Source organism: Rhodococcus sp. MurmanLake-1 (assembly GCF_056945715.1).
The window spans coordinates 220,380-240,737 of sequence record NZ_JBWZNF010000005.1; the positions used below are offsets into that span (position 1 = coordinate 220,380).

Here is a 20,358-nt window from a genome sequence, read left to right on the forward strand (position 1 = left end):
CTTTTTCAGTGGTGGGTATTTCAGCTGGGGTCGGAAGTCTTGATGATGGACCGCAATTCGGCCAATCCGTCGGCCAGTTTCTTGATCTGCTCGGGCCCGAGTTCGACGAAGTGGGGGACTAGAGCGTCGGCGATCTCGTTTCGGCCGTCGTTCAGGATCTTTCGACCCTTCTCGGTCATGGCGACGCGCACTGCGCGGGCGTCCTCCGGGTCGGCGCGGCGTTCGACGTAACCGTTCTCGCCGAGTTTGCGCAGTAGGGCAGTGGCAGAGGGCTGCGAGCTTCTGTCGAGTCGAGCGAAATCGCTGATCCGCATTTCGCCGTATTCCTCGAGGAGCGAGAGCGCGCGCAGCCAGGCGCGTGGGTACTGATCGGACGCGAAAGAACCTGCCAGCTTCGCGAAGCGGTGCGTGTTGCTCACGAGGTTGACGAGTAGTTCGTGCAGTTGCTGCTCTTCATCTGTCACGAAAAATATTATTGCATAGGGTAACTATGTAAATCAACGAGTCCGTAAAAGGTGGTCCGTCACACTCGTGGTGACCAGTGCCGCGATGTCGAGGCCGGGTGCAACGAGCGCGAGGCTTCGATTTGCCGCCAGCACTGCGATGCCGTGGGTTCCGGTCCAGATGGTCACTGCAGAAGTGGTGGGATCGGACGCGTCGGCCTCTTCGGTCAAGGCTTGCAGGGCGGCGAAGAGCGGGAGTGAAGACTCTCGGAGGTTGCTGCCGGTGGCTTCGAGGAGGTCGTGGCGAAACATCAACTCGAACATCGCCGGCCGCTCCTGGGCGAATGACACGTATTCGATTGCTGCCGATATCAATCGGCTACGAGCGGGTTGTTTGCCGACAAGTGCCGGTTGGAGTCTTTCGGTGAGATCGCGCAGGCCGTGTGAGGCAATTGCGGCAAGCAGGCTGTTGTGGGTCGGAAAGTATCTCCGCGGGGCGCCGTGCGACACGCCCGCCCGACGCGCGATCTCCCGTAGCGTCAGTTCTGTGGCGCCGTCGGCATCGAGAATCTCGACGCCGGTGGCGACGAGTGTTTCGCGAAGGCTGCTGACAGTCATGGAAGACAGTGTCTATTATTCTGGACGTAGACACTGTCTACTAGACGGAAAAGGTGATGCCCTGTGCTCTATTGGCTGTTCAAATACGTTCTGATCGGCCCGGTCCTCTGGCTGTTCGGGCGGCCGACGATCGAGGGGCAGCACCACATCCCCAAGAAAGGGCCGGTGATTCTCGCCGGAAACCATCGGGCAGTCGTCGACTCGTTCTTCCTGGTCCTCATGGTGCGCCGACGCATCACCTTCGTCGCGAAGAGTGAATATTTCACGGGGACCGGTGTGAAGGGCGCGATGCAGCGCTGGTTCTTCGGTGGGGCGGGTCAGGTGCCGATTGACCGTAGTGGCGCCGATGCCTCCCGTGCGGCATTGGACACGGCCATCGGAATTCTCGACAAAGGCGGCGTCTGGGGGATCTATCCCGAGGGAACGCGATCGCCCGACGGATGCCTGTACAAGGGAAAGACCGGAGCGATTCGTGTCGCCTTGGAAACCGGGGCGCCGGTCATTCCCGTCGTCGTGCACGGCGGCGACGCAGTCAACCCGCCGGGTACGCGGATGTGGCGCTTCAGCAAGGTCCGGATCACGGTAGGGGAGCCGATCGACTTCTCTCGGTACCGCGAACTTCGTGGCTACCAGGCCGTCGTGCGCGCGGCGACGGACGAATTGATGGCGGTGCTCTGTGACCAGTCGGGGCAGGAATACGTCGATGTCTACGGCGCGGACGTCAAATCCGGCGACGCTGCCTGAGTGACCCAGTACGGTCGCTGTTGGACGTGTAACCAACAGGAGGATTGTGATGGCGGGCAAGTGGGGCATCGAGCACGCAGTTTTTGCGGCGGCGACGGCAGCGACCGTGGTCGGGGCTGTAGTCGGTAACGAGCGGGTTCAGCAGATCGCGAAGCCGTTGATCGCACCCGCCCTGGCCGCCCGAGTGCTGCGCAAGCGCTCGGAGACGGAAACTGCCGATACCGCACTGCTTCTCGCCGGCCTCGCCGCTGCGACCGTCGGCGACGTGTTCATGATCGACCCGGACAACGATGCTCGTCTGATCAAGGGCGCGTCGTCGTTCGCGGTGATGCAGGCCAGTTACTCGGCTCTTCTCCTGCGCCGCGGGGCACGGCCGACCCGTGCTGCCCTCAAACCCCGCATCAGCGGTTGGTCGACGGCGTCCGGTCTGCTCCGTGCCAAGGCACCGAGCGTGTCGACGCCGCTCACCGGGTACGGATTGATGTTGGGAACCACCTCGACGTTGTCGGCGGACCCCGCTCTGGCACCGCAGTCCAAGGCCGTGCTCGACGTTGTCGTCCCGAACAAGGATCGACGCTCCTGGCTCGGATTGGGCGGAGTGCTCTTCACCGCGTCCGACGGGCTGATCGTGGTGCGTCGACTGTTCATCCGCGGGACCGCCGGCCGTGCCGCTGCCGAGGGTGTGATCCTGGCGTCGTACGCGGGAGCGCAACTGATGCTGGTGGAGGGCATGTTGGCGCTGGGACGCAAGAAGAGCGTCTAGTTTTTCACGGGCACAGCATGATTCGGTCTCGGTTCTTCGGGTCCACCATGACGGTGACCGTGGATCCGGGAGTGATCTTGTCTTTGTACTCGGGTCGGATCTCGTACTCGATCCGGCCCGAGTACGAATCGGAACCTGGAACCGTGAGGCGGAGTGCGAGCTTGGCCAACTCGCCGTCGACGGTTCGGCGCAGGGGCGTGACCTTGTCGATTCGTGCCCACCCTTCGAGGCCGTGCTTTTCGAGTTTGCGCTCGGCGCGGGTCGGTCGATTGGCCCAGGCCATTCCGAATCCGAGTACCGAGCCGAAGGCGGCGAGTAGTCCGCCGATCTGATAGGGCAGAGTGCCGGGTGGGGTGTGCTCGACCAGCCATCCGAGCCACACCGCGAGCACGATCAGATATCCCACCGCGATGAAACATACGGTGTGTACGACGCGACGGTGATTCATCAGATTTCCTCCACATCCAGGATAGCCTGACCGGATGAGCGAACCGAACGTCTTCATCACCGGTGCTGCGGCTGGAATCGGGCGGGAGACGTCGCTGTTGTTCGCGCGCAACGGATACCGCGTCGGCGCGTTCGACATCGACGACGCCGGCCTTGCCTCCTTGAAGGCCGAGATCGACGGTTTCGGTGGCAGCGTCGTGACGGGTGTCCTGGATGTCACCGATCCGGCCGGATGGGCGCAGTGTCTGGCCGATTTTGCCGGGGAGTCCGGGCGTCTGGACATCCTGATCAACAATGCGGGCGTGCTCTCCTCGGGACGGTTCGAGGATATTTCTCTTGCGGCGCATCGCCGAATGGTCGACATCAACATCACCGGCACCCTCAACGGCACGCACACGGCTTTCCCGTACCTCCGCGATACCGTCGGCGCTCAGGTGGTCAATCTGTGCTCCGCTTCGGCGATCTACGGCCAGCCCGAACTGGCGACGTACGGTGCAACCAAGTTCGCGATCCGCGGCCTGACCGAGGCACTCGATCTGGAATGGGCACAGCACGACATCCGTGTTCTCGCGCTCTGGCCGTTGTTCGTCCAGACCGCGATGGTCACTGGAATGGACACCGGAGCCACCAGATCGTTGGGTATCAAGCTGACTGCCACCGACGTCGCGAAGGAACTGTGGGCGGCCACACGCGGCGCCGGACGCTTACACAAGGTTCACTACCCGGTCGGAACGCAGGCGAAGCTCTTTCTCAGTGCGTCGCGGTTCTCGCCCGCGTGGCTCTCACGGCTGATGAACAAGCGCGTCACCAGCACTTAGTCGACCACACGATAGAGTGCACTGTCGGCTGTTGCTGGGCCAAGATGACGTGTGTGGAGGTAGTCGGGTGGTTCGTGTTCGGGTGGGGTTCGTCTTGTTGGGCGTCGGGTCGGCGCTCGTGCTCGCAGGGTGCGGCGGGGAGGCGGATTCAGCGCCGACCGTAGCGGCGCAGCCAAGTTCGACCACCACTACCGCAGTGCCGACGACAACCACCACCGTCGCGCCCGTCGTCCCCACGACCACCGAACCACCGACCACGACGCTGCCACCGACGACGACGCTCACGGACGTGCAGTTCGAGCGCAACGAGTCGTACTACTTCACCACTCCCGACGGGAACTTCCAGTGCGGCATCATCAAGTTGCCCACCAGAATCGAAGCCGGGTGCGAGGGAACGACCACTCCGGTTCCGCCGCGGCCGGAGAGCTGCATGGTCAACTGGGGCAACGGTATTCGCGTCACCGACGAGGGTGAGGGTGCTTTCATGTGTTCGGGCGGAGAGGTGTACACCTCGGGCGGTCCCGACGCCGATCCGGTGTTGGCGGCCGGTCAACCGCTGAGCAAACTGGGTTTCACCTGTACGACCACCGCGACAGACGTCTCGTGTGTCAACGATCAGACCACGCACGGCTTCACGGTGGCTGCAGATTCCAACGAGGTGTACTGATGACCGAAGTCGCAGCCGACGACGTCTCCGGTGGGGCCGGTGAACCGGGACCCACCGAGTGGGGCGAGAACCCCAACGGCGTCGGGCCGTGGGCCGAGGAGCACGACACGGAACCGCCGACAGACGAGCGCTACGACCCCGTACTCCTCGCCGAGGGTGATCGTCGAAACGTCTTGGACGAGTACCGGTACTGGACGCGGGAAGCGATAGTCGAGGACATCGACTCGCGCCGTCACACGATGCATGTCGCCATCGAGAACTTCGCGCACGACGCCAATATCGGCACGGTGGTCCGCACGGCAAACGCGTTTGCTGCGGCCGCGGTCCACATCGTGGGGCGTCGGCGCTGGAATCGGCGGGGCGCCATGGTGACCGATCGATACCAACACATCGTTCACCACGCCGACATCAGCGAGCTCGTCGAGTACGCCCGTGAGAATTCACTCACGATCGTTGCCGTCGACAACACCCCGGGGTCGGTGCCGCTGGAAACGGCAAGCCTGCCGCGAGAGTGCATCCTGCTGTTCGGTCAAGAAGGGCCCGGAGTGACCGATCATGCGAAAGAGGTTGCGTCCATGACGGTCTCGATCGCACAATTCGGGTCGACTCGCAGTATCAACGCCGGTGTCGCGGCCGGCATTGCGATGCACGCGTGGGTACGTGAGCATGCCGATCTCGCCGATTCCCGCTGATCTCGCTCGCGAATTCCGGCTAGCGCGTAGCGCCTCGACCAGACAGGATAGGTAGTTATGCAGGAAGTGTGGGCAGAGCGAGCCGATGCGGCTGAGGGCGCGATAGTCAGTCGTCACCTTCGGCGCCTGTGGGGAATGCCCCGGACAGCACTCGGCGTGGTTGCCTGGCCCGCTGTTCGGCGCGAGCGGATGTTCAAGCCGTGGCACTACTGGTGGCAAGCACACCTGCTCGACACTGCAATCGACGCGCTCGAACGTGACCCGACGCCCAAGCGTCGTCGCCGGGTGGCGAAGGTCGCCCGCAGTGTGCGGGTCCGCAACGTCTCGGCGTGGACCAACAACTATTACGATGACATGGCGTGGCTGGGCCTCTCGCTCGAACGTGCTCAACGTATGTTCTCGGTCGATCACCGGACCGCGGTCCAGGCGCTCGAATCGCAACTCTTCGATTCGTGGTCCCCGGCCGACGGCGGCGGTATTCCGTGGTGCAAAGGTTCCGATTTCTACAACACCCCGGCAAACGGACCCGCCGGAATCATGCTGGCGCGCACCGGAAAACTCTGGCGCGCGCAGGCAACGGCCGACTGGATCGACGAGACGCTGCGGGATCCGGACTCCGGACTGATCTTCGACGGTATCCGCCGCGACGGCACCCTCGAGCGCGCGATCTATTCGTACTGTCAGGGCGTCACGCTGGGGTTGGAAACCGAGTTGTCGACGCGATTGGGCGAGCCGCGTCACCGCGAGCGAGTCCACAAACTCGTCGACGCGGTGTACGACGGAATGACCGAGTACGGAGTCATCACGGGCGGTGGCGGAGGCGACGGCGGGCTGTTCAACGCAATCCTGGCTCGCTACCTGGCGTTCGTGGTGGTGAACCTGTCCTGGGAGACTCACGAGGACCTGCGAGCGCGCGAACTCGCAGCGCAGATCGTTCTGTCCTCCGCGGAAGCGGCCTGGAACAACAGACTGCAGATCGAAGGTCTGCCGCTGTTCGGGCACGACTGGACCAAGGATGCTCAGTTGCCGAGTCTGTCCGGCGACATCGCCACCTTCGCCGCCGGAACGGTGCGCTCGTCGAGCGTGCCCGAGCGAGACCTCTCGGTGCAGGTGGGTGGGTGGATGCTCATGGAGGCGGCCTTTGTCGTCTCGGCGGCTGGATACCCGCGTAAGCGTTAGGCTTTTCCCTCATGGAATCCCGGCACGTGGTCGACACGGACGGCGTACGTCTTCACATCGATGCCGGTGGGGCAGGGGCGGACGTTCTGGTTCTCTCCGGCGGCCCGGGATGCGTTCACTATCTTGATCACGACGAGCTGGTTCCGGAAGGAATGCGCGCGTGGTGCCCTGAGCCACGCGGAGTCGGCCGGTCCGGTGGCGGCGCTCATACGATGGCGCAGGCGGTTGCGGACCTCGAACTCGTCCGACGCACGTTCGAGATCGACAGCTGGGTCGTGTTGGGGCACTCGTGGGGATCCGACTTGGCGGTGCGGTACGCACTCGACTGTCCGGAATCGGTGTCCGGCGTCGTCGGCATCGCGGGGCACGGCCTCCACAAGGACCGGACCTGGTCGAAGCAGTACGAAGCGGGAATCGAGCCGGACCCGCAGATACCTTGGGAACCTGTTGTCTGGCAATCGCTTCAAGAATCGTTCATCGAATGGATCCATGAACCACAGCTGTTTCGGCAGTTGGCCGACTCACCCGTGCCCATGACATTTCTCGCGGCGGCCGACGATATTCGCCCGTCGTGGCCGTTGCAGCAACTGGCCGAGCTCGTGCCTAACGGTAGTTTCGAGGTCGTCGACGGTGTCGCGCACAACTTCTGGCAGTCTCACCCGCTCCTGTGGAGGAAGATCGTCACCGAGGCTTGTGCGACGCACTCTCGACTCTCCTGATCTCCACCAGGATCCGCTCCGCAACGGTCTGGTATCCCAGGCTCCGATTGACGGTCAGCATCGGGTGGTTTTCCGCGTTCACCGTTGTGTAAATCTTTTGCAGCGAGGGAAATTCAGCTGCCAACACAGACGCTTGTTGCTCCTTGACCCACCGAGCGAGACCGTGTCCGCGGTGCTGGGGAAGTACCACGGTGTCGTGCTGTGATGCGTGGGTGCTGTCATGTTCGTCCACCGTCACCACTGTCGCTGCGGCTACTTCGCCGACGCTGTCGTCGACCGCGCAGCACACCAGGAGTACTTGAGAGCCACCCGTCATCTTCTGTTCCCACGATCTGACCTCGTCGGCTCCCCAATTACGTTCGGGCATCTGCAGTTCGGCGCCCGGCGCGTCGAGGAGTCGGTTCAATGCCTCCGAGAAGGAGTGGACCAGCTCGTCCGGGGTTCGGTTGCGCCAACTGACGATTCGATAGCCGGGGCGGGCGCTGTGTGCGGTGGGAGGGCTGAGGTGCTGAACCTGGTTGGCCAACCGAAGCAACACACGGTGGCCGTCGAACGATCCCAGGAAATGCTCGGCTGCGCTTCCGACGAGCGCCGTCACTCTGATTCTTCGCACGCCGAACCCGGCGATGTCGACTTCGGCGAGTTCGGCAAGCGCTCGTCCTACCCCTCGTCGCTGCGCGTGGGGTGTCACGTACATCCGAAACTCTGCGAGATCAGGTTCCGCCGAGTTGCGTCGCGCCTGGGCGATACCGAGGACCTCGTCCGTTCCGCCGTCGCGTGCGATCCAACGCCATACATCGGCCGAACCGTCCTCGGCCTCGATCATTTCCATCAGCGCCGTCGCTGTCGGCGCAGTTCCGGACAGGTGACGCTGGCCTTCGGCGAAGACCTCACACCACTGGTGAAGAACCGATGCTGTCGATCCGGACGGTACGAACTCGGCTACAACTACGCGGCTCACCCATGTGACGATACCGAGCTGCCAACCCCGAGTTGGAATCACGCGAACCCTAACCCTGTCGGACTGCGGCGGCAGTTGCCAGCATTCAGGCATGTCTGATTCTCCGCGCCAACTGAGCCTCAACGCGTTCATCCACCCCGCCGGTCATCACGAAGCGGCGTGGCGTCATCCGTGGACAACACCGGAACGTCTGTTCGACGTCACGTATTTCCAGGAGATCGCTCGCACTGCTGAGGCGGCGAAGTTCGACGGAATCTTCTTCGCCGACGGTCCCGCGTTGCGCAGCGACGTCGAGCACGGTCCCGCAGGGACGTTGGAGCCGATCACCTTGTTGACGGCCATTGCAGTGGCAACCGAGCGGATCGGATTGATCGCGACGGCGTCGACCACGTACTACGAGCCGTACAACCTGGCTCGCCTGTTCGCCTCACTCGACCACATCTCGAACGGACGCGCTGGGTGGAACATCGTCACCACGGGTACGGATCTGGCTGCCGCCAACTTCGGGCTGGCCAAGCATCCGGACCACGGCGACCGGTATTCGCGTGCAAGGGAATTCGTCGACGCGGTGGTGCGGTTGTGGGACAGCTGGGAGGACGACGCGATCAGTCTGGACCGGGAGAACGGAATCTACGCGGACAGAAACAAGATTCACGAGATCAACTACGTCGGCCGGCATCTTCGGGTGCGGGGGCCGTTCAACGCACCGCGAACGCCGCAGGGATACCCGGTGCTGGTGCAGGCCGGGGCGTCCAACGACGGTCGCGCGTTTGCCGGTCAGTATGCGGAGGCGATTTTCACAGCGCACCAGAGACTTTCCGATGCGCAGGCGTTCTACACCGACATCAAGTCGAGGGCTGCTCAGTTCGGGCGCAACCCCGATCATGTCAAGATTCTGCCGGGAATCAGCCCGTTCATCGGTGACACCGAGGAACAAGCCAAGGCGCTGGAGCGAGAATTCAACGAGTTGACTTCGCCGGAGTACGGGCTCGCGCAACTCGGTACACTCACCGGGACCGATGTTCGGAATCTGGAACTGGATGCACCGGTTCCTGTCGAATTGTTCGCGGCGGCAGGTGATGTCACCGACAACAAGCAAAGCAGATTGCAGGTGATCGCCGGCATAGTCGAGCGTGAGCGTCCGACGGTTCGGGGACTGCTTCATCGTTTGGCGGGTGCGCGCGGACACCGGGTGTTCGCCGGAACCGCCGAGCAGGTGGCTGACACGATCGAGGAATGGTTCACCAGCGGTGCTGCTGACGGATTCAACGTCATGCCGCCGTACTACCCGGGTGGACTCGAAATCTTCACCGAGCGTGTGGTCCCGATCCTGCAGGATCGCGGTCTGTTCCGCACCGAATACACGGGTACGACGCTTCGTGATCATTTCGGGTTGCCGAGGCCCGAGAGCCAGTTCTCGGGTAGTGCGTCTGCAGTGCAGTAGGCCCGCCTCCCGTTGTCGATAATGACAATGGTTACCATTAAGGAATGAAGCAGCTACCGGTAACCGTGCTGTCCGGATTTCTGGGCGCAGGCAAGACCACACTCCTCAACCACATCCTCGCCAATCGAGACGGCCGTCGGGTCGCCGTCATCGTCAACGACATGAGCGAGATCAACATCGACGCGGCGCTCGTCGCGGGCCAGGGCCACCTCGATCGCACGGAGGAGAAGTTGGTCGAGCTGACCAACGGATGCATCTGCTGCACGCTGCGCGAGGATCTGATCGACGCCGTCGGCGCGCTGGCCCGCGAGGGGCGGTTCGATCAGTTGGTGATCGAATCCACCGGCATCTCCGAACCGATGCCGGTGGCGGCCACCTTCGACTGGGAATTCGAGGACGGCTTCAGCCTCGGCTCGCTCGCGAAGCTCGACACCATGGTGACCGTGGTGGACGCGTCGACTTTTCTCGGCGAACTGGCAAAAGGCGAACGACTGGACGAGCGCAACCTCGAAGCCGGGGAGGGGGACGGACGCAGCATCTCCGATCTCCTGGTTGATCAGGTGGAGTTCGCCGACGTCATCTTGCTGAACAAAACCGACCTGGTGAGCCCGCGGGCGGCGGGAACCGTCGAGGCGACGCTTCGTAGGCTCAACCCCACTGCTCAACTGATTCGGACCGACCACGGAAAAGTCACCCTCGATCGCGTCCTCGAAACCGGTCTCTACAACCCGGAACTGGCTGCGCAAGTACCCGGTTGGGACGAGGAGCTGGCCGGCGGGCACACCCCGGAAACCGAGGAATACGGAATACGCAGCGTCACGTATCGAGCCTCGCGACCCTTCCATCCGGCGCGACTCGAGGCTGCGCTCGGTCAGTTCGCGGGACTCTTGCGAAGCAAAGGCTTCTGCTGGATCGCCAGTAGGCCCGAGTTCGCCGCTATCTGGTCGCAGGCAGGCCCCAACCTCGTCATCGAACCGGCGCAACTGTGGGCGTCGGCAGCGGAGGTGCCAGGGCAGGAGATCGTGTTCATCGGAGTGAAACTCGACCCGGCGACGCCGTCGCGAATCCTCGATCCGGCTCTGCTGACCGATGACGAACTACGCGAAGGACCGCGGGCCTGGACTCGCTACGAGGACCCGCTTCCGGCGTGGGACCAGAGCCACCTGCACTGAGCAGACAGCTTCTAGTCGAGAACCTCTTCGACCTCGACGTCTTCGGCCGGTCGGGCCATTTCCTTGCGGTACTGCCAGATTCCCAAAGCGGTGCCGATGACCAAGCTGACCATCATCACGATCAGCACGGCGGGCAGCAACCACGGAACGCGATCGAGGAACGAGCCACCGTAGAAACCGAGCAGCAGGAGCACCGGTGCCCAGATGATCGCGCCGATGGTGCTCGCGATGGTGTAGCGCGTGTGGTTCATCTTGGCTGCGCCTGCGACCATCGGGCACAAGGTGCGAACCCACGGAACCCAGCGGGCGATCAGGACGGCCCAGAACCCGTGTCTCTCCAACAGGATGTTGACGCGGTGCAGATTTTTCTCGGTGAAGTACTTGCCGCCCTTACGGGCTTTGATGTGGTTGCCCGTCCGGTGGCCGATGACGTACCCGACCTGGTTGCCGGCAATGGCAGCGATCATCGCGCCCACCGACAGCGCCCACACGTGGCCTGCACCGGATTCGTGACCGGCAAGCACGATTCCGGCTGTGATCAGCAGTGAGTCGCCGGGGAGAAACAACCCGAGGATGATCGCGCACTCGATGAAGACGAACGTGACGACGATAATCCAGACCAACAGGGGCCCGGCAGTCTCGAGTGGGGAGAAACTGCCGGATGCGAGCGTCATCGTGGTCAGTTCTTCGCCTCGTTCTGCAATCAGGGGGTGGGGTCTTCGGGGACTGTCACCGTCGAATTGTCCGTAGTGGAAGTATTCGCCGATTCACCACGTCTCGACGCCAGAATTCGCTTTCCGATTTCGAAGACGATCGGCAGAACCGACACCAGGACGATCAAGATGAAGATGTAGTCGACATTGTCGCGGATGAATTCGATCTGCCCCAGGAGGTAGCCGAGCAAAGTCACACCGGCACCCCACAGGATGCCGCCGACGATGTTGTAGGTCAGGAACAGTGAGTACTTCATCTTCGAGGCGCCCGCGACAACCGGTGCAAAAGTACGCACGATCGGCACGAACCTCGCCAGGATAATGGTGATCGGGCCGTGCTTTTCGAAGAAGGCATGCGACTCGTCGATGTACTTCTTCTTGAAGAACCGCGCGTCGTCCGTCTTGAACAGGGCAGTTCCGCCCTTGGCGCCGATGTAGAACCCGACTTGGTCACCCAGAATCGCGGCGATCGGAATCGTCACCAGGAGCACCCACAGCGGCGCGAACGGTTCGATCTCGGTGGACTTGGAAGCCGCGATCAGCCCTGCGGTGAAGAGCAGAGAATCGCCGGGCAAGAGCGGAAACAGCAGCCCTGATTCGATGAAGACCACCAGAAGCAGTCCCACCAGAACCCACGTTCCGAAGGAATTCAAGAGGTTCACGGGATCGAGGAAGCCAGGCAGCAAGGCCAGGTTCGTCACGGATTCAGTTGCTGCCTGCACATTCACGGGGGCCAGAGTACCGGCCGAATCTGAGTGTTTCCCACCACCGCAGGTCATCGCGTCGGTGGCGGCGGCCGAGACCGCAAAGAGACGTGACGAGTCGGACTTGCCATACTGCTAGGACCACACGAAGCGCTTTCACATCGCCGAGCGCTCCGAACGACACGTATATGGAGGACTCCCGCCGTGCCTATCGCAACTCCCGAGGTCTATGCCGAGATGCTTGGTCGGGCCAAGGAGCATTCCTTTGCCTTCCCCGCCATCAACTGTGTCGGCTCCGAATCCATCAACGCAGCCATCAAGGGCTTCGCGGACGCCGGCAGTGACGGCATCATCCAGTTCTCGACGGGCGGCGCCGAGTTCGGTTCCGGTTTGGGCGTCAAGGACATGGTCACCGGCGCTGTTGCGCTCGCCGAGTTCGCACACGTGATCGCGGCAAAGTACGACGTCACCATCGCGCTGCACACCGACCACTGCCCGAAGGACAAGCTGGACACCTACGTGCGTCCGCTGCTCGCGATCTCGCAGGAGCGCGTCGACGCCGGTCGTAACCCGCTGTTCCAGTCGCACATGTGGGACGGCTCGGCTATCCCGATCGACGAGAACCTGGCCATCGCCAAGGAACTGCTCGCCCTCTCCAAGGCTGCACGCATCATCCTCGAGGTCGAGATCGGTGTCGTCGGCGGCGAAGAAGACGGCGTCGAGGCCGAGATCAACGACAAGCTCTACACCTCGAGTGAAGACTTCGAGAAGACGGTCGATGCTCTAGGCATCGGCGAACAGGGCAAGTACCTGCTCGCAGCCACCTTCGGCAACGTCCACGGCGTCTACAAGCCGGGCAACGTCAAGCTCAAGCCCGAGGTTCTCGAAGAGGGCCAGAAGGTCGCCGCTGCCAAGCTCGGCCTGGCCGCCGGCTCGCAGCCCTTCGATTTCGTCTTCCACGGTGGATCGGGATCGCTGAAGTCCGAGATCGAGGATTCGCTGAACTTCGGCGTCGTCAAGATGAACGTCGACACCGACACCCAGTACGCGTTCTCCCGTCCGATCGCCGGACACTTCTTCTCCAACTACGACGGCGTCCTCAAGATCGACGGCGAGGTCGGAAACAAGAAGGCATACGACCCGCGCAGCTACCTCAAGAAGGCCGAAGCAGGCATGACGGCTCGCGTCGTCGAGGCGTGCAACGACCTGAAGTCGGCCGGACGCTCGGTGTCCGCAGGCTGATCGGCTTCACAACTGCGCTTCACAGAACAAAATGCGCGCCGACGAATTTCTCGTCGGCGCGCATTTTCTGTTCAGGTGCTTACTTGCTGGGATCGCAGACCTTCCACGTGCCGTCCTGGCGCTCGAGGTCGAACGTGCGCCACGACTGTTCGCCGGTGCTCGGCAAACTTGCCTGGACCTGAGCGATCGCGGTGTCGTCGGTGATGCGCACCGCATCGACGGCTCCGACCTGCGGGATCGTCTTCTGAGCGACGGCATTGTCGTGGACCTGAGCGAACGCCGCGTCCGGAATAGTGCGGTAGTACTCGCCCAGCGCGCCACACGTCGACGTTCGTAGAGTCGCCAGATCACCGGTCTGAAGAGCATCGACGTACGTCGAGATGGCGGTCTGAACCTGGGCTTCAGGTGAGCTTTCGCCGCTACCGCTGTTGGACGAGACGAAGACTGCGATGCCGATTGCCGCGAGGACGGCGACGCCGGCCGCTGCTGCCGCGATGTACCAGCCCTTGCCGCTGCGCTTGGTTTTTTCCGGCGCGGCAGGCTCGATGCGAGTCGGCATCGGCTGGGCCGGCGGTGGGGTCGCTGCGACACCCACACGTTGAGGTGCGGCGCGCTGCTGCGGTTGAGGTGCGGCGCGCTGTGGCGGTTGAGGCGCGGAGCGCTGTGGCGGTTGAGGCGCGGCGCGCTGTGGCGGTGGCGGCGGGGTCGGAGCTTGCCGGGGTGGCGGTGTCGGCTGCGCGGCTTTCGGAATCGCGACGGTGGCGGGCTCCGGCTCGGGCTGGGGTGTCGGTGCTGCTGCCGGTGTTTCTGCTGGTGTTGGTGTGGGTGCCTGAGTTGCCTTGGGGATCGCGACGGTTGGCGCGCTGGCGGCTTTGGCGTCGCCGCCCGCATTCGAGTTCTTGTCCGCCTTCGAGTTCTTGTCTGCCTTCTGGATCGCCACAGTCGCAGGTTCGGTCGGGGCCGACTTCTCGGGCGCACCCTTCGGGGCTGCGCTCTTTTTCGAGTTGTCGTCTTTCGAGTCCGGCACGGGTAACCCTTCGGTCTTATGCGGCAATGACAATGTCAGGGTAACGACCGGTATGTACCGGGCATAACTCCGACCGTCGGCGAGGCGGTCCTGTGGCAGAAAGGCGTAGCGGGCACAATGAGCGCATGACCCAATTCGGTGACCTGCTCGGACCCAAGCCCACTCTGCTTCCCGGCGACGACGAGGCGGAATCGGCACTGCTCAACCACGCTGACCCGGCCCAGGTCGCGGCCGACCATCCCACTGCCTCCATCGCGTGGGCCTACCTCGCCGAGGCTGCCATGGACAAGGGCGAAACCATCACTGCCTACGCCTACGCGCGTACCGGCTACCACCGCGGACTCGACCAACTGCGTCGTAACGGTTGGAAGGGTTTCGGTCCTGTGCCCTACAGCCATGAACCGAACCGCGGATTCCTCCGTTGCGTCGCTGTCTTGGCCAAGGCCGCGAAGACGATCGGTGAGGCCGACGAGTACGCGCGTTGCCTAGATCTGCTCGAAGACTGCGATCCCAACGCCGCCGAAGCGCTTGGCCTCGGTTAGCAGTTTCCGTCCGAGCCCGGCCGGTATCAAGGACCGTGCTCGCAAATCGGTGCGTCGGCTTCAGACGTCGGCGCTACCGATCATTCAATGTGCCTTGGCGGCCGGATTGGCGTGGTGGGTTGCCACTACGGTGATCGGGCACCATGCGCCGTTCTTCGCGCCGATTGCCGCCGTGGTCTCGCTCGGTCTGTCGTTGGGCGCCCGACTACGACGTTCGTTCGAGTTGGTTGCGGGTGTCACGGTCGGTATCGGAATCGGTGACCTGATCATCTCCGGCATCGGGAGCGGACCCTGGCAGATCAGTTTGGTTGTCGTGCTGGCGATGTCCGTCGCGGTGCTACTGAACAGCGGGCCGATCTTCTCCATGCAGGCCGGAAACTCGGCCGTGCTGGTGGCGACGCTGATCCCACCGGGCGGCAGCGGCGGGCCCGATCGCATGATCGACGCCCTTGTCGGTGGTTTGGTGGGCATCGCGGTGGTCGCGATCATCCCCACGCACCCGGTACGACGCGCACGCAAGGACGCTGCATCGATTCTCGGAACAGCGTCAGAGGTACTGCAATTGGTGGCAGACGGCCTCGTCGCGAACGACCCGGACCCGATCGTGAAGGCGCTGCAGAAGGCGCGCGCAACTCAGGGTGCCATCGACGGATTGCGCAGCAACCTCCTCGGCGGGCGCGAGATCAGCCGAATCTCCCCGCTGTACTGGAACAGTCGACCGCGCCTCGAAAGGCTCATGGCGACAGCCGATCCCATCGACAACGCGATGCGCAACATTCGAGTGCTCGCGCGTCGTTCGTTGACGTTGGTCAGGGACGACGAGATCCTCGATCCTCGTCTGGTGGCTCAGGTCGAGCGCTTGTCGAAAGCCGTCGAAGTTCTCAAGGACATGATCCTGGCGGAGCCGGGGGAGCAGCCTGATCAGGCCGAGGCAGCGCGCGTCCTGCGCTCGGTGGCGAAGGAACTGAAACCGGCGATAGTCGAGAACGCAGGCCTGTCCTCGACGGTGGTGTTTGCCCAGATTCGATCGCTGGTGGTCGACCTCTTGCAGGTAGCAGGCATGAAGCGCATCTCGTCGATCGCCACTCTGCCGCCCACTGTGCCGCACCCGGCGTACGAGCCGGATCACTGACCTCTGCCTTTTCCCGCTCACTGAGCAACTCATTGTATGTATGCGAATGTATGCATATGCTCTGAGAAGGACTTGGGAGGGAACAGGACAAATGGGAGCAGGGCACGGCCATTCACACGGCCACTCGGCAGCAGATTCGGTCGGAGTAGGGCCGTCACCGCAACGCATCAAGAAAATGGCGATCGCGCTTGCGATCCTCGTTGCATTTCTCGTACTCGAAGCCACGGTCGGCATTCTGATCAACTCGCTGGCGCTGCTTGCCGACGCCGGCCACATGCTCACCGATGTGGTGGGCATGGCCATGGGATTGACGGCTTTGCTGCTCGCGAAGAAGGGCAGCACCACCGCGGCCAGGACCTTCGGTTGGCACCGCGCCGAAGTGCTGACCGCCATGGCCAACGCCGTGATGCTGCTGGCCGTCGCCGCCTGGGTCTTCTACGAGGCAATCGGCCGCATCGGTAACGAACCCGAGATCCCGGGCGGCGCCCTGATCATCACTGCGGCCGCCGGTCTGGCCGCGAACATCGTCGTGATGCTGATGCTGCGCGGCGATTCCAAGGACAGCCTCGCGGTGCGTGGCGCCTACCTCGAAGTGCTTGCAGACGCCGTCGGTAGCGTCGGAGTTCTGATTGCCGGTGGCCTTGTCCTGCTGTTCAACTGGACGTGGGCGGACGTCGTCGTCGGTGTTCTCATCTCGCTGTGGGTGGTGCCGCGTGCGATCAAACTGGCCGCAGCATCGCTGCGCATTCTGACGCAGGCGTCGCCGGCCGACGTCGACGTCGAAGCGGTCGAGGCCGACCTGGCGGCGCTGCCGAGCGTGATGGGTGTTCACGACCTACACGTCTGGACGCTCACCACCGGCATGGATGTCGCGACGGTCCACCTGACCAGTGACGCGAATTCGTCGAACGTTCTGGAATCCGCGCGCACCGTCCTCGAGAGTCACGGTCTTTCCCACGCCACCGTTCAGGTGGAATCGTGTGCCAACGGCGAGCATTGCGAGAAGAACGTCACTTGGTGAAGCGGGTGATCTCCTTGCCCGGCTTCCAGAGATCGACGTACATGTGCTCGTCGTCGACCGTCGTGTGCACCACCTCGTCGATGTCGAGGACAAAGAGGTGCAGAGGTTTCGGAACCTCGTAGGCGTAGCTTGCGAGCACGGCTTCGAACTCGTCGCCGGTCACCTCGCGTGCGATTCCGGCGATCTTCGCATCGCCGCCCTCCATGGTGTGCTCACCGGGATTGCTGTGTAGGGCGTAGCGCCCGTCACGGATGAGATCCTTCGCCTTGAGTGCGCCGAACATCGAACCGAGCACCAGACGCCCGTCGAGGATTTCGACTTCGGTGCCGCTGACCCGCGGTGAACCGTCCTTGCGCAGCGTTGCGAGGACGTGATGCTTGTGGGCTTTGAATCGTGCTTGGACCGCGACGGCAAGAGCGGGTACTTCTTCGGAGAACTGCTTCCAAGTGACCATGACGGTCATTGTGCACCCCTATTCCTGACAACTTCTGTCAGTGATTCTCGGTAATGTTCGGTCCATGAGATCCGCGCGGTTGCTCCAACTCATGCTGCGTTTGCAGGGGAGTCGCGGCGTTATCGCCGATCAGTTGGCCGAAGAGTTCGGCGTTTCGGTGCGGACGATCTACCGCGACGTGGCCTCGTTGTCGGCTGCCGGCGTGCCGATCTGGACCGAGAGCGGCCCCGGTGGTGGCATCCGTCTGCTCGACGGTTGGCAGTCCAAGCTGTCCGGCATGACGGACGACGAGACGTCCGCACTCATGCTGTTGGGCGTGCCGTCCATCGCTGCAGATCTCGGGCGATCCGACGCCGTCGGTTCGGCGGGGGCAAAACTGCTCCGCTCCCTGCCCGGTCCCCTGCGCGAGAGTGCACGACTGTGGCAGGACCGCATTCTCGTGGACGTTCCGGGTTGGTTCGGCGGCGTCGACGACATCTCTGCGCTTCCGATCGTCACATCCGCTGTGCTGGACTCGCGTCGACTGCGCTTCGTCTATCGCGATCGCGAGCGGACGGTCGATCCGCTGGGTCTGGTCATCAAAGCCGGTGTTTGGTATCTGGTGGCGGGGATGAACGGTCGAACGCTGTCGTTTCGAGTCGGGCGCATCAAAAATGCCGTGGTAGAAGATGATTCGTTCACTCGGTCGGTGGATTTCGATCTGCCGTCGTGGTGGACGGCGTCGATGGCCGAGTTCGACCGTTCGCTGCTTCGCTTCGAGTGTCGCGTGCGGTTGTCACCAGAGGGCAGCCGCCGGCTCCCCGATGTGGTGGGCGAGCTTGCCGCTGCCGTCGAAGTGGGGCCAGAGGACAACGACGGATGGGTGAGTGCCGAGCTGAAACTCGAGAGCGAAGCTGTCGCGCTCTCGCAGTTGATCGGTTTGGGAGCGGACGTCGAAGCGCTCGAGCCACGGTCGTTGCGTGAAGGACTGCGCGCTGTGGCGGAGCAGATGGTGCTCCGCCACAACTCGCAGTGACTAGGCCGTTGCAGAACGCTTTGCGAGCAGGCGAGTGATACCCAGTTGAGCTGCGACGATGATGGCGCCGACCACCAGACCCAGTGCCGCCGACGCAAGGGTGTTGACGATCCACGCCAGTACCCCGCCGACTCCGGCGATGTCACTGACTGCTTCTTCGCCGTGATGAACGGCGTCGTACAGCGGGTGGAAGCCCAGTTCGTCGATGCCGACCAACAGGATGTGGCCACCGACCCACAGCATCGCGGCGGTACCCACCACCGAGAGCACCGACATCACGTGAGGCATGCCGCGAACGAGGCCTCGGCCGACCTTGTGGGTGAAGCCAGACGACGTCTCGGCGATCTTCAATCCGATGTCGTCCATCTTCACGATCAGTCCGACGACGCCGTAGACGACCACGGTGATGACGACCGCCACGACGGCAAGGATCACCAACCGGCTCCAGAAACCTTCGCCCGCGATGGTGTTGAGTGCGATCACCATGATCTCGGCGGACAGGATCAGGTCGGTGCGGACGGCGCCGGAAACCACTGCTTCTTCGTCGCGAGGATGCTCGTCAGCGGCCTCGTGGTGGTCACCGTGGCCGAAAATCGCACCCCAGATCTTGTGAACCGCTTCGTAGCTGAGGTAACAGCCGCCGACCATCAACAGTGGCGTCAGCAGCCAGGGGAGGAACTGACTCAGCAGCAGAGCGATCGGAAGAATGATCAGCAGCTTGTTGCGCAGCGACCCGATGGCGATGCGCTTGATGATGGGCAACTCGCGTTCGGCCGCGAGCCCACGGACGTACTGCGGCGTGACGGCTGCGTCGTCGATGACGACGCCTGCAGCTTTGGCGGTCGCCTTACCGGTTGCGGCGGCGACGTCGTCGATCGAGGCGGCAGCCATACGAGCCAGGGCTGCGACGTCGTCGAGCAGGGCGAAGAGTCCTCCGGCCATCACAGACCTCCAGTGGAATCAGTGGAAAGAGGTGGCCGGACCGATCCGGTGACGCAGTTACTTGATCGCACGAGGTCTCTATCCATGATGGTCGTTGGTGAGGTCAGGTCACCTGGAACGATACCGGGGTCATCCGTCAGGGACTGCGTCGCGCGGCCGGTCGTTCTTCGTCACGAAAGGTCTTCCCGACCCGGTGCTCGCGTGTAAGACTGCACAGAAGATCGATCGAAACGGGGCACTATGCGTGAACCAGACACTGCACAGGTCGCCAAGACTTTCGACGCAATGGCGGCGCACTACGACCGACAGATCGGGCGCTTCGAGCGCTTTGTGCTCGGTGACGCCCGGAAATGGGCAGTAGATCAGGCGCATGGGCGCGTGGTCGAAATTGCCGTGGGCACCGGGCTGAACCTGCCGCTCTACGGGGACGACGTCGACTACGTCATCGGCGTCGACATCTCGACTGCGATGCTCGATCAGGCCAGGGTCAAGGTCTCCGAGGGAGTGAAGACCGAAGTCGACCTACGACTCGGAGACGTGCAAGCACTCGATGTTCCTGACGAATGCGTGGACACATTGGTCTCCACCTACGCGTTCTGCACGATCCCCGATCCGGACCGAGTTGCCAGCGAAGCATTTCGAGTGCTGGTGCCTGGTGGTCGATTCGTGCTCGCTGAGCACGGGCCGAGCACCAACACGGTTGTACGGGCGCTGATGAAGGCCGTCGAACCGCTTTCTGTACGGTTCGGTGCCGATCACCTCACCCGCGAACCGGTCGGATACCTCGAAAACGCAGGCTTCCTGATCGACGAGGTGCAGCGCAGTGGACGGGGTGGAATCGTGTTCCGGGTCGTTGCGCGCAAGCCGGATCCCGAATGGACGGCACTCGGTCACTAGTG

The 20,358-nt window shown here is 63.1% G+C and carries 24 protein-coding genes; 15 read left to right on the forward strand and 9 right to left on the reverse strand.

Annotation, left to right across the window (positions count from 1 at the left end; all coding sequences use genetic code 11):
• Nucleotides 1-20: 20 nt before the first annotated feature.
• Together AC2ETI_RS16280 and AC2ETI_RS16285 are read right to left on the reverse strand one after the other, a co-directional pair.
• Nucleotides 21-464, reverse strand: coding sequence for a MarR family winged helix-turn-helix transcriptional regulator (locus AC2ETI_RS16280; RefSeq protein WP_019749435.1), 444 nt, complete (start codon nucleotides 462-464; stop codon nucleotides 21-23).
• 33 nt (nucleotides 465-497) lie between these two features.
• Nucleotides 498-1,061, reverse strand: coding sequence for a TetR/AcrR family transcriptional regulator (locus AC2ETI_RS16285; protein ID WP_283384562.1), 564 nt, complete (start codon nucleotides 1,059-1,061; stop codon nucleotides 498-500).
• A gap of 63 nt (nucleotides 1,062-1,124) precedes the next feature.
• Between AC2ETI_RS16285 and AC2ETI_RS16290 the strand changes: the two genes are divergently transcribed.
• Nucleotides 1,125-1,805 carry a lysophospholipid acyltransferase family protein gene (locus AC2ETI_RS16290; protein WP_003944312.1) on the forward strand — a complete coding sequence of 227 codons (681 nt, stop codon included), beginning with the start codon at nucleotides 1,125-1,127 and terminating at the stop codon, nucleotides 1,803-1,805.
• Nucleotides 1,806-1,854: 49 nt separating this feature from the next.
• The gene (locus AC2ETI_RS16295; RefSeq protein ID WP_021343244.1) at nucleotides 1,855-2,568 is read left to right on the forward strand and encodes a lysoplasmalogenase; all 714 of its coding nucleotides are present in this window, start codon (nucleotides 1,855-1,857) and stop codon (nucleotides 2,566-2,568) included.
• A gap of 4 nt (nucleotides 2,569-2,572) precedes the next feature.
• On the opposite strand, the gene AC2ETI_RS16300 is transcribed toward AC2ETI_RS16295, so the two are convergent.
• Nucleotides 2,573-3,016 (reverse strand): hypothetical protein, encoded by a 444-nt coding sequence (locus AC2ETI_RS16300; RefSeq protein WP_428691260.1) that lies wholly within the window; start codon nucleotides 3,014-3,016, stop codon nucleotides 2,573-2,575.
• Between the two features lie 34 nt (nucleotides 3,017-3,050).
• Here AC2ETI_RS16300 and AC2ETI_RS16305 point away from each other — a divergent pair, with 34 nt between their 5' ends.
• From AC2ETI_RS16305 to AC2ETI_RS16325, 5 genes are all read left to right on the forward strand, one after another.
• Nucleotides 3,051-3,833: an SDR family oxidoreductase gene (locus tag AC2ETI_RS16305; protein ID WP_483634127.1), complete on the forward strand. Its 783-nt coding sequence runs from the start codon at nucleotides 3,051-3,053 to the stop codon at nucleotides 3,831-3,833.
• Nucleotides 3,834-3,900: 67 nt separating this feature from the next.
• Nucleotides 3,901-4,500, forward strand: a complete 600-nt coding sequence (locus AC2ETI_RS16310; RefSeq protein ID WP_020968805.1) for a DUF6636 domain-containing protein — start codon at nucleotides 3,901-3,903, stop codon at nucleotides 4,498-4,500.
• Complete coding sequence (locus AC2ETI_RS16315) at nucleotides 4,500-5,192, forward strand: TrmH family RNA methyltransferase (protein WP_019749442.1); 693 nt, start codon at nucleotides 4,500-4,502, stop codon at nucleotides 5,190-5,192. The genes AC2ETI_RS16310 and AC2ETI_RS16315 overlap by 1 nt, the downstream gene beginning before the upstream one ends.
• Before the next feature lie 57 nt (nucleotides 5,193-5,249).
• Entirely contained in the window at nucleotides 5,250-6,371 is a 1,122-nt protein-coding gene (locus AC2ETI_RS16320) for a glycoside hydrolase family 76 protein (RefSeq protein WP_003944321.1), read from the forward strand.
• An 11-nt stretch (nucleotides 6,372-6,382) separates the two neighbouring features.
• Entirely contained in the window at nucleotides 6,383-7,090 is a 708-nt protein-coding gene (locus AC2ETI_RS16325; protein WP_483634128.1) for an alpha/beta fold hydrolase, read from the forward strand.
• Here AC2ETI_RS16325 and AC2ETI_RS16330 read toward each other — a convergent pair.
• The gene (locus AC2ETI_RS16330) at nucleotides 7,053-8,051 is read right to left on the reverse strand and encodes a GNAT family N-acetyltransferase (protein ID WP_269578057.1); all 999 of its coding nucleotides are present in this window, start codon (nucleotides 8,049-8,051) and stop codon (nucleotides 7,053-7,055) included. The two genes, AC2ETI_RS16325 and AC2ETI_RS16330, sit on opposite strands and share 38 nt — an antisense overlap.
• Nucleotides 8,052-8,142: 91 nt before the next feature.
• On the opposite strand from AC2ETI_RS16330, the gene AC2ETI_RS16335 reads away from it, so the two are divergent.
• Together AC2ETI_RS16335 and AC2ETI_RS16340 are read left to right on the forward strand one after the other, a co-directional pair.
• Entirely contained in the window at nucleotides 8,143-9,495 is a 1,353-nt protein-coding gene (locus AC2ETI_RS16335; protein WP_483634129.1) for an LLM class flavin-dependent oxidoreductase, read from the forward strand.
• Nucleotides 9,496-9,539: 44 nt separating this feature from the next.
• Nucleotides 9,540-10,667 (forward strand): GTP-binding protein, encoded by a 1,128-nt coding sequence (locus AC2ETI_RS16340; RefSeq protein ID WP_047888713.1) that lies wholly within the window; start codon nucleotides 9,540-9,542, stop codon nucleotides 10,665-10,667.
• Nucleotides 10,668-10,678: 11 nt separating this feature from the next.
• Here the strand turns inward: AC2ETI_RS16340 and AC2ETI_RS16345 are convergent, their stop codons facing one another.
• On the reverse strand, nucleotides 10,679-11,341 hold the full coding sequence (locus tag AC2ETI_RS16345) for a DedA family protein (RefSeq protein WP_019749448.1): 663 nt from the start codon (nucleotides 11,339-11,341) through the stop codon (nucleotides 10,679-10,681).
• A 29-nt stretch (nucleotides 11,342-11,370) separates the two neighbouring features.
• Entirely contained in the window at nucleotides 11,371-12,108 is a 738-nt protein-coding gene (locus AC2ETI_RS16350; protein ID WP_029254751.1) for a VTT domain-containing protein, read from the reverse strand.
• A 180-nt stretch (nucleotides 12,109-12,288) separates the two neighbouring features.
• Between AC2ETI_RS16350 and fbaA the strand changes: the two genes are divergently transcribed.
• Nucleotides 12,289-13,326, forward strand: coding sequence for a class II fructose-bisphosphate aldolase (gene fbaA, locus AC2ETI_RS16355; RefSeq protein ID WP_021343256.1), 1,038 nt, complete (start codon nucleotides 12,289-12,291; stop codon nucleotides 13,324-13,326).
• Between the two features lie 79 nt (nucleotides 13,327-13,405).
• Here the strand turns inward: fbaA and AC2ETI_RS16360 are convergent, their stop codons facing one another.
• Entirely contained in the window at nucleotides 13,406-14,353 is a 948-nt protein-coding gene (locus tag AC2ETI_RS16360; RefSeq protein WP_483634130.1) for an Rv0361 family membrane protein, read from the reverse strand.
• Nucleotides 14,354-14,478: 125 nt separating this feature from the next.
• On the opposite strand from AC2ETI_RS16360, the gene AC2ETI_RS16365 reads away from it, so the two are divergent.
• The 3 genes from AC2ETI_RS16365 (at nucleotide 14,479) to AC2ETI_RS16375 (ending at nucleotide 17,048) form a co-directional block, all read left to right on the forward strand.
• The gene (locus AC2ETI_RS16365; RefSeq protein ID WP_151531315.1) at nucleotides 14,479-14,895 is read left to right on the forward strand and encodes a DUF3151 domain-containing protein; all 417 of its coding nucleotides are present in this window, start codon (nucleotides 14,479-14,481) and stop codon (nucleotides 14,893-14,895) included.
• 25 nt (nucleotides 14,896-14,920) lie between these two features.
• Nucleotides 14,921-16,027, forward strand: coding sequence for an FUSC family protein (locus tag AC2ETI_RS16370; protein WP_051295979.1), 1,107 nt, complete (start codon nucleotides 14,921-14,923; stop codon nucleotides 16,025-16,027).
• Between the two features lie 91 nt (nucleotides 16,028-16,118).
• On the forward strand, nucleotides 16,119-17,048 hold the full coding sequence (locus AC2ETI_RS16375) for a cation diffusion facilitator family transporter (protein WP_019749454.1): 930 nt from the start codon (nucleotides 16,119-16,121) through the stop codon (nucleotides 17,046-17,048).
• Here the strand turns inward: AC2ETI_RS16375 and AC2ETI_RS16380 are convergent.
• Nucleotides 17,038-17,502: a pyridoxamine 5'-phosphate oxidase family protein gene (locus tag AC2ETI_RS16380; protein ID WP_378668118.1), complete on the reverse strand. Its 465-nt coding sequence runs from the start codon at nucleotides 17,500-17,502 to the stop codon at nucleotides 17,038-17,040. The genes AC2ETI_RS16375 and AC2ETI_RS16380 overlap by 11 nt on opposite strands.
• A gap of 64 nt (nucleotides 17,503-17,566) precedes the next feature.
• On the opposite strand from AC2ETI_RS16380, the gene AC2ETI_RS16385 reads away from it, so the two are divergent.
• Complete coding sequence (locus AC2ETI_RS16385; protein ID WP_483634131.1) at nucleotides 17,567-18,517, forward strand: helix-turn-helix transcriptional regulator; 951 nt, start codon at nucleotides 17,567-17,569, stop codon at nucleotides 18,515-18,517.
• Here AC2ETI_RS16385 and AC2ETI_RS16390 read toward each other — a convergent pair whose 3' ends face one another.
• A complete protein-coding gene (locus AC2ETI_RS16390; protein WP_020968812.1) occupies nucleotides 18,518-19,459 on the reverse strand; it encodes a DUF808 domain-containing protein in 942 nt (313 codons plus the stop codon). It abuts the gene before it with no gap.
• Nucleotides 19,460-19,699: 240 nt separating this feature from the next.
• Here AC2ETI_RS16390 and AC2ETI_RS16395 point away from each other — a divergent pair, with 240 nt between their 5' ends.
• Nucleotides 19,700-20,356: a class I SAM-dependent methyltransferase gene (locus AC2ETI_RS16395; RefSeq protein WP_003944335.1), complete on the forward strand. Its 657-nt coding sequence runs from the start codon at nucleotides 19,700-19,702 to the stop codon at nucleotides 20,354-20,356.
• Nucleotides 20,357-20,358: the final 2 nt, after the last annotated feature.

Excerpts from the sequence above, each read along its gene's own strand:
- AC2ETI_RS16295 (WP_021343244.1), top strand. The coding sequence starts at position 1,855 with ATGGCGGGCAAGTGGGGCATCGAGCACGCAGTTTTTGCGGCGGCGACG.
- AC2ETI_RS16335 (WP_483634129.1), top strand. The coding sequence starts at position 8,143 with ATGTCTGATTCTCCGCGCCAACTGAGCCTCAACGCGTTCATCCACCCC.
- AC2ETI_RS16305 (WP_483634127.1), top strand. The coding sequence starts at position 3,051 with ATGAGCGAACCGAACGTCTTCATCACCGGTGCTGCGGCTGGAATCGGG.
- AC2ETI_RS16385 (WP_483634131.1), top strand. The coding sequence starts at position 17,567 with ATGAGATCCGCGCGGTTGCTCCAACTCATGCTGCGTTTGCAGGGGAGT.
- AC2ETI_RS16390 (WP_020968812.1), bottom strand. The coding sequence starts at position 19,459 with ATGGCCGGAGGACTCTTCGCCCTGCTCGACGACGTCGCAGCCCTGGCT.
- AC2ETI_RS16325 (WP_483634128.1), top strand. The coding sequence starts at position 6,383 with ATGGAATCCCGGCACGTGGTCGACACGGACGGCGTACGTCTTCACATC.
- AC2ETI_RS16375 (WP_019749454.1), top strand. The coding sequence starts at position 16,119 with ATGGGAGCAGGGCACGGCCATTCACACGGCCACTCGGCAGCAGATTCG.
- AC2ETI_RS16320 (WP_003944321.1), top strand. The coding sequence starts at position 5,250 with ATGCAGGAAGTGTGGGCAGAGCGAGCCGATGCGGCTGAGGGCGCGATA.
- AC2ETI_RS16345 (WP_019749448.1), bottom strand. The coding sequence starts at position 11,341 with ATGACGCTCGCATCCGGCAGTTTCTCCCCACTCGAGACTGCCGGGCCC.
- AC2ETI_RS16365 (WP_151531315.1), top strand. The coding sequence starts at position 14,479 with ATGACCCAATTCGGTGACCTGCTCGGACCCAAGCCCACTCTGCTTCCC.
- AC2ETI_RS16300 (WP_428691260.1), bottom strand. The coding sequence starts at position 3,016 with ATGAATCACCGTCGCGTCGTACACACCGTATGTTTCATCGCGGTGGGA.
- AC2ETI_RS16315 (WP_019749442.1), top strand. The coding sequence starts at position 4,500 with ATGACCGAAGTCGCAGCCGACGACGTCTCCGGTGGGGCCGGTGAACCG.
- AC2ETI_RS16285 (WP_283384562.1), bottom strand. The coding sequence starts at position 1,061 with ATGACTGTCAGCAGCCTTCGCGAAACACTCGTCGCCACCGGCGTCGAG.
- AC2ETI_RS16380 (WP_378668118.1), bottom strand. The coding sequence starts at position 17,502 with ATGGTCACTTGGAAGCAGTTCTCCGAAGAAGTACCCGCTCTTGCCGTC.
- AC2ETI_RS16340 (WP_047888713.1), top strand. The coding sequence starts at position 9,540 with ATGAAGCAGCTACCGGTAACCGTGCTGTCCGGATTTCTGGGCGCAGGC.
- AC2ETI_RS16395 (WP_003944335.1), top strand. The coding sequence starts at position 19,700 with ATGCGTGAACCAGACACTGCACAGGTCGCCAAGACTTTCGACGCAATG.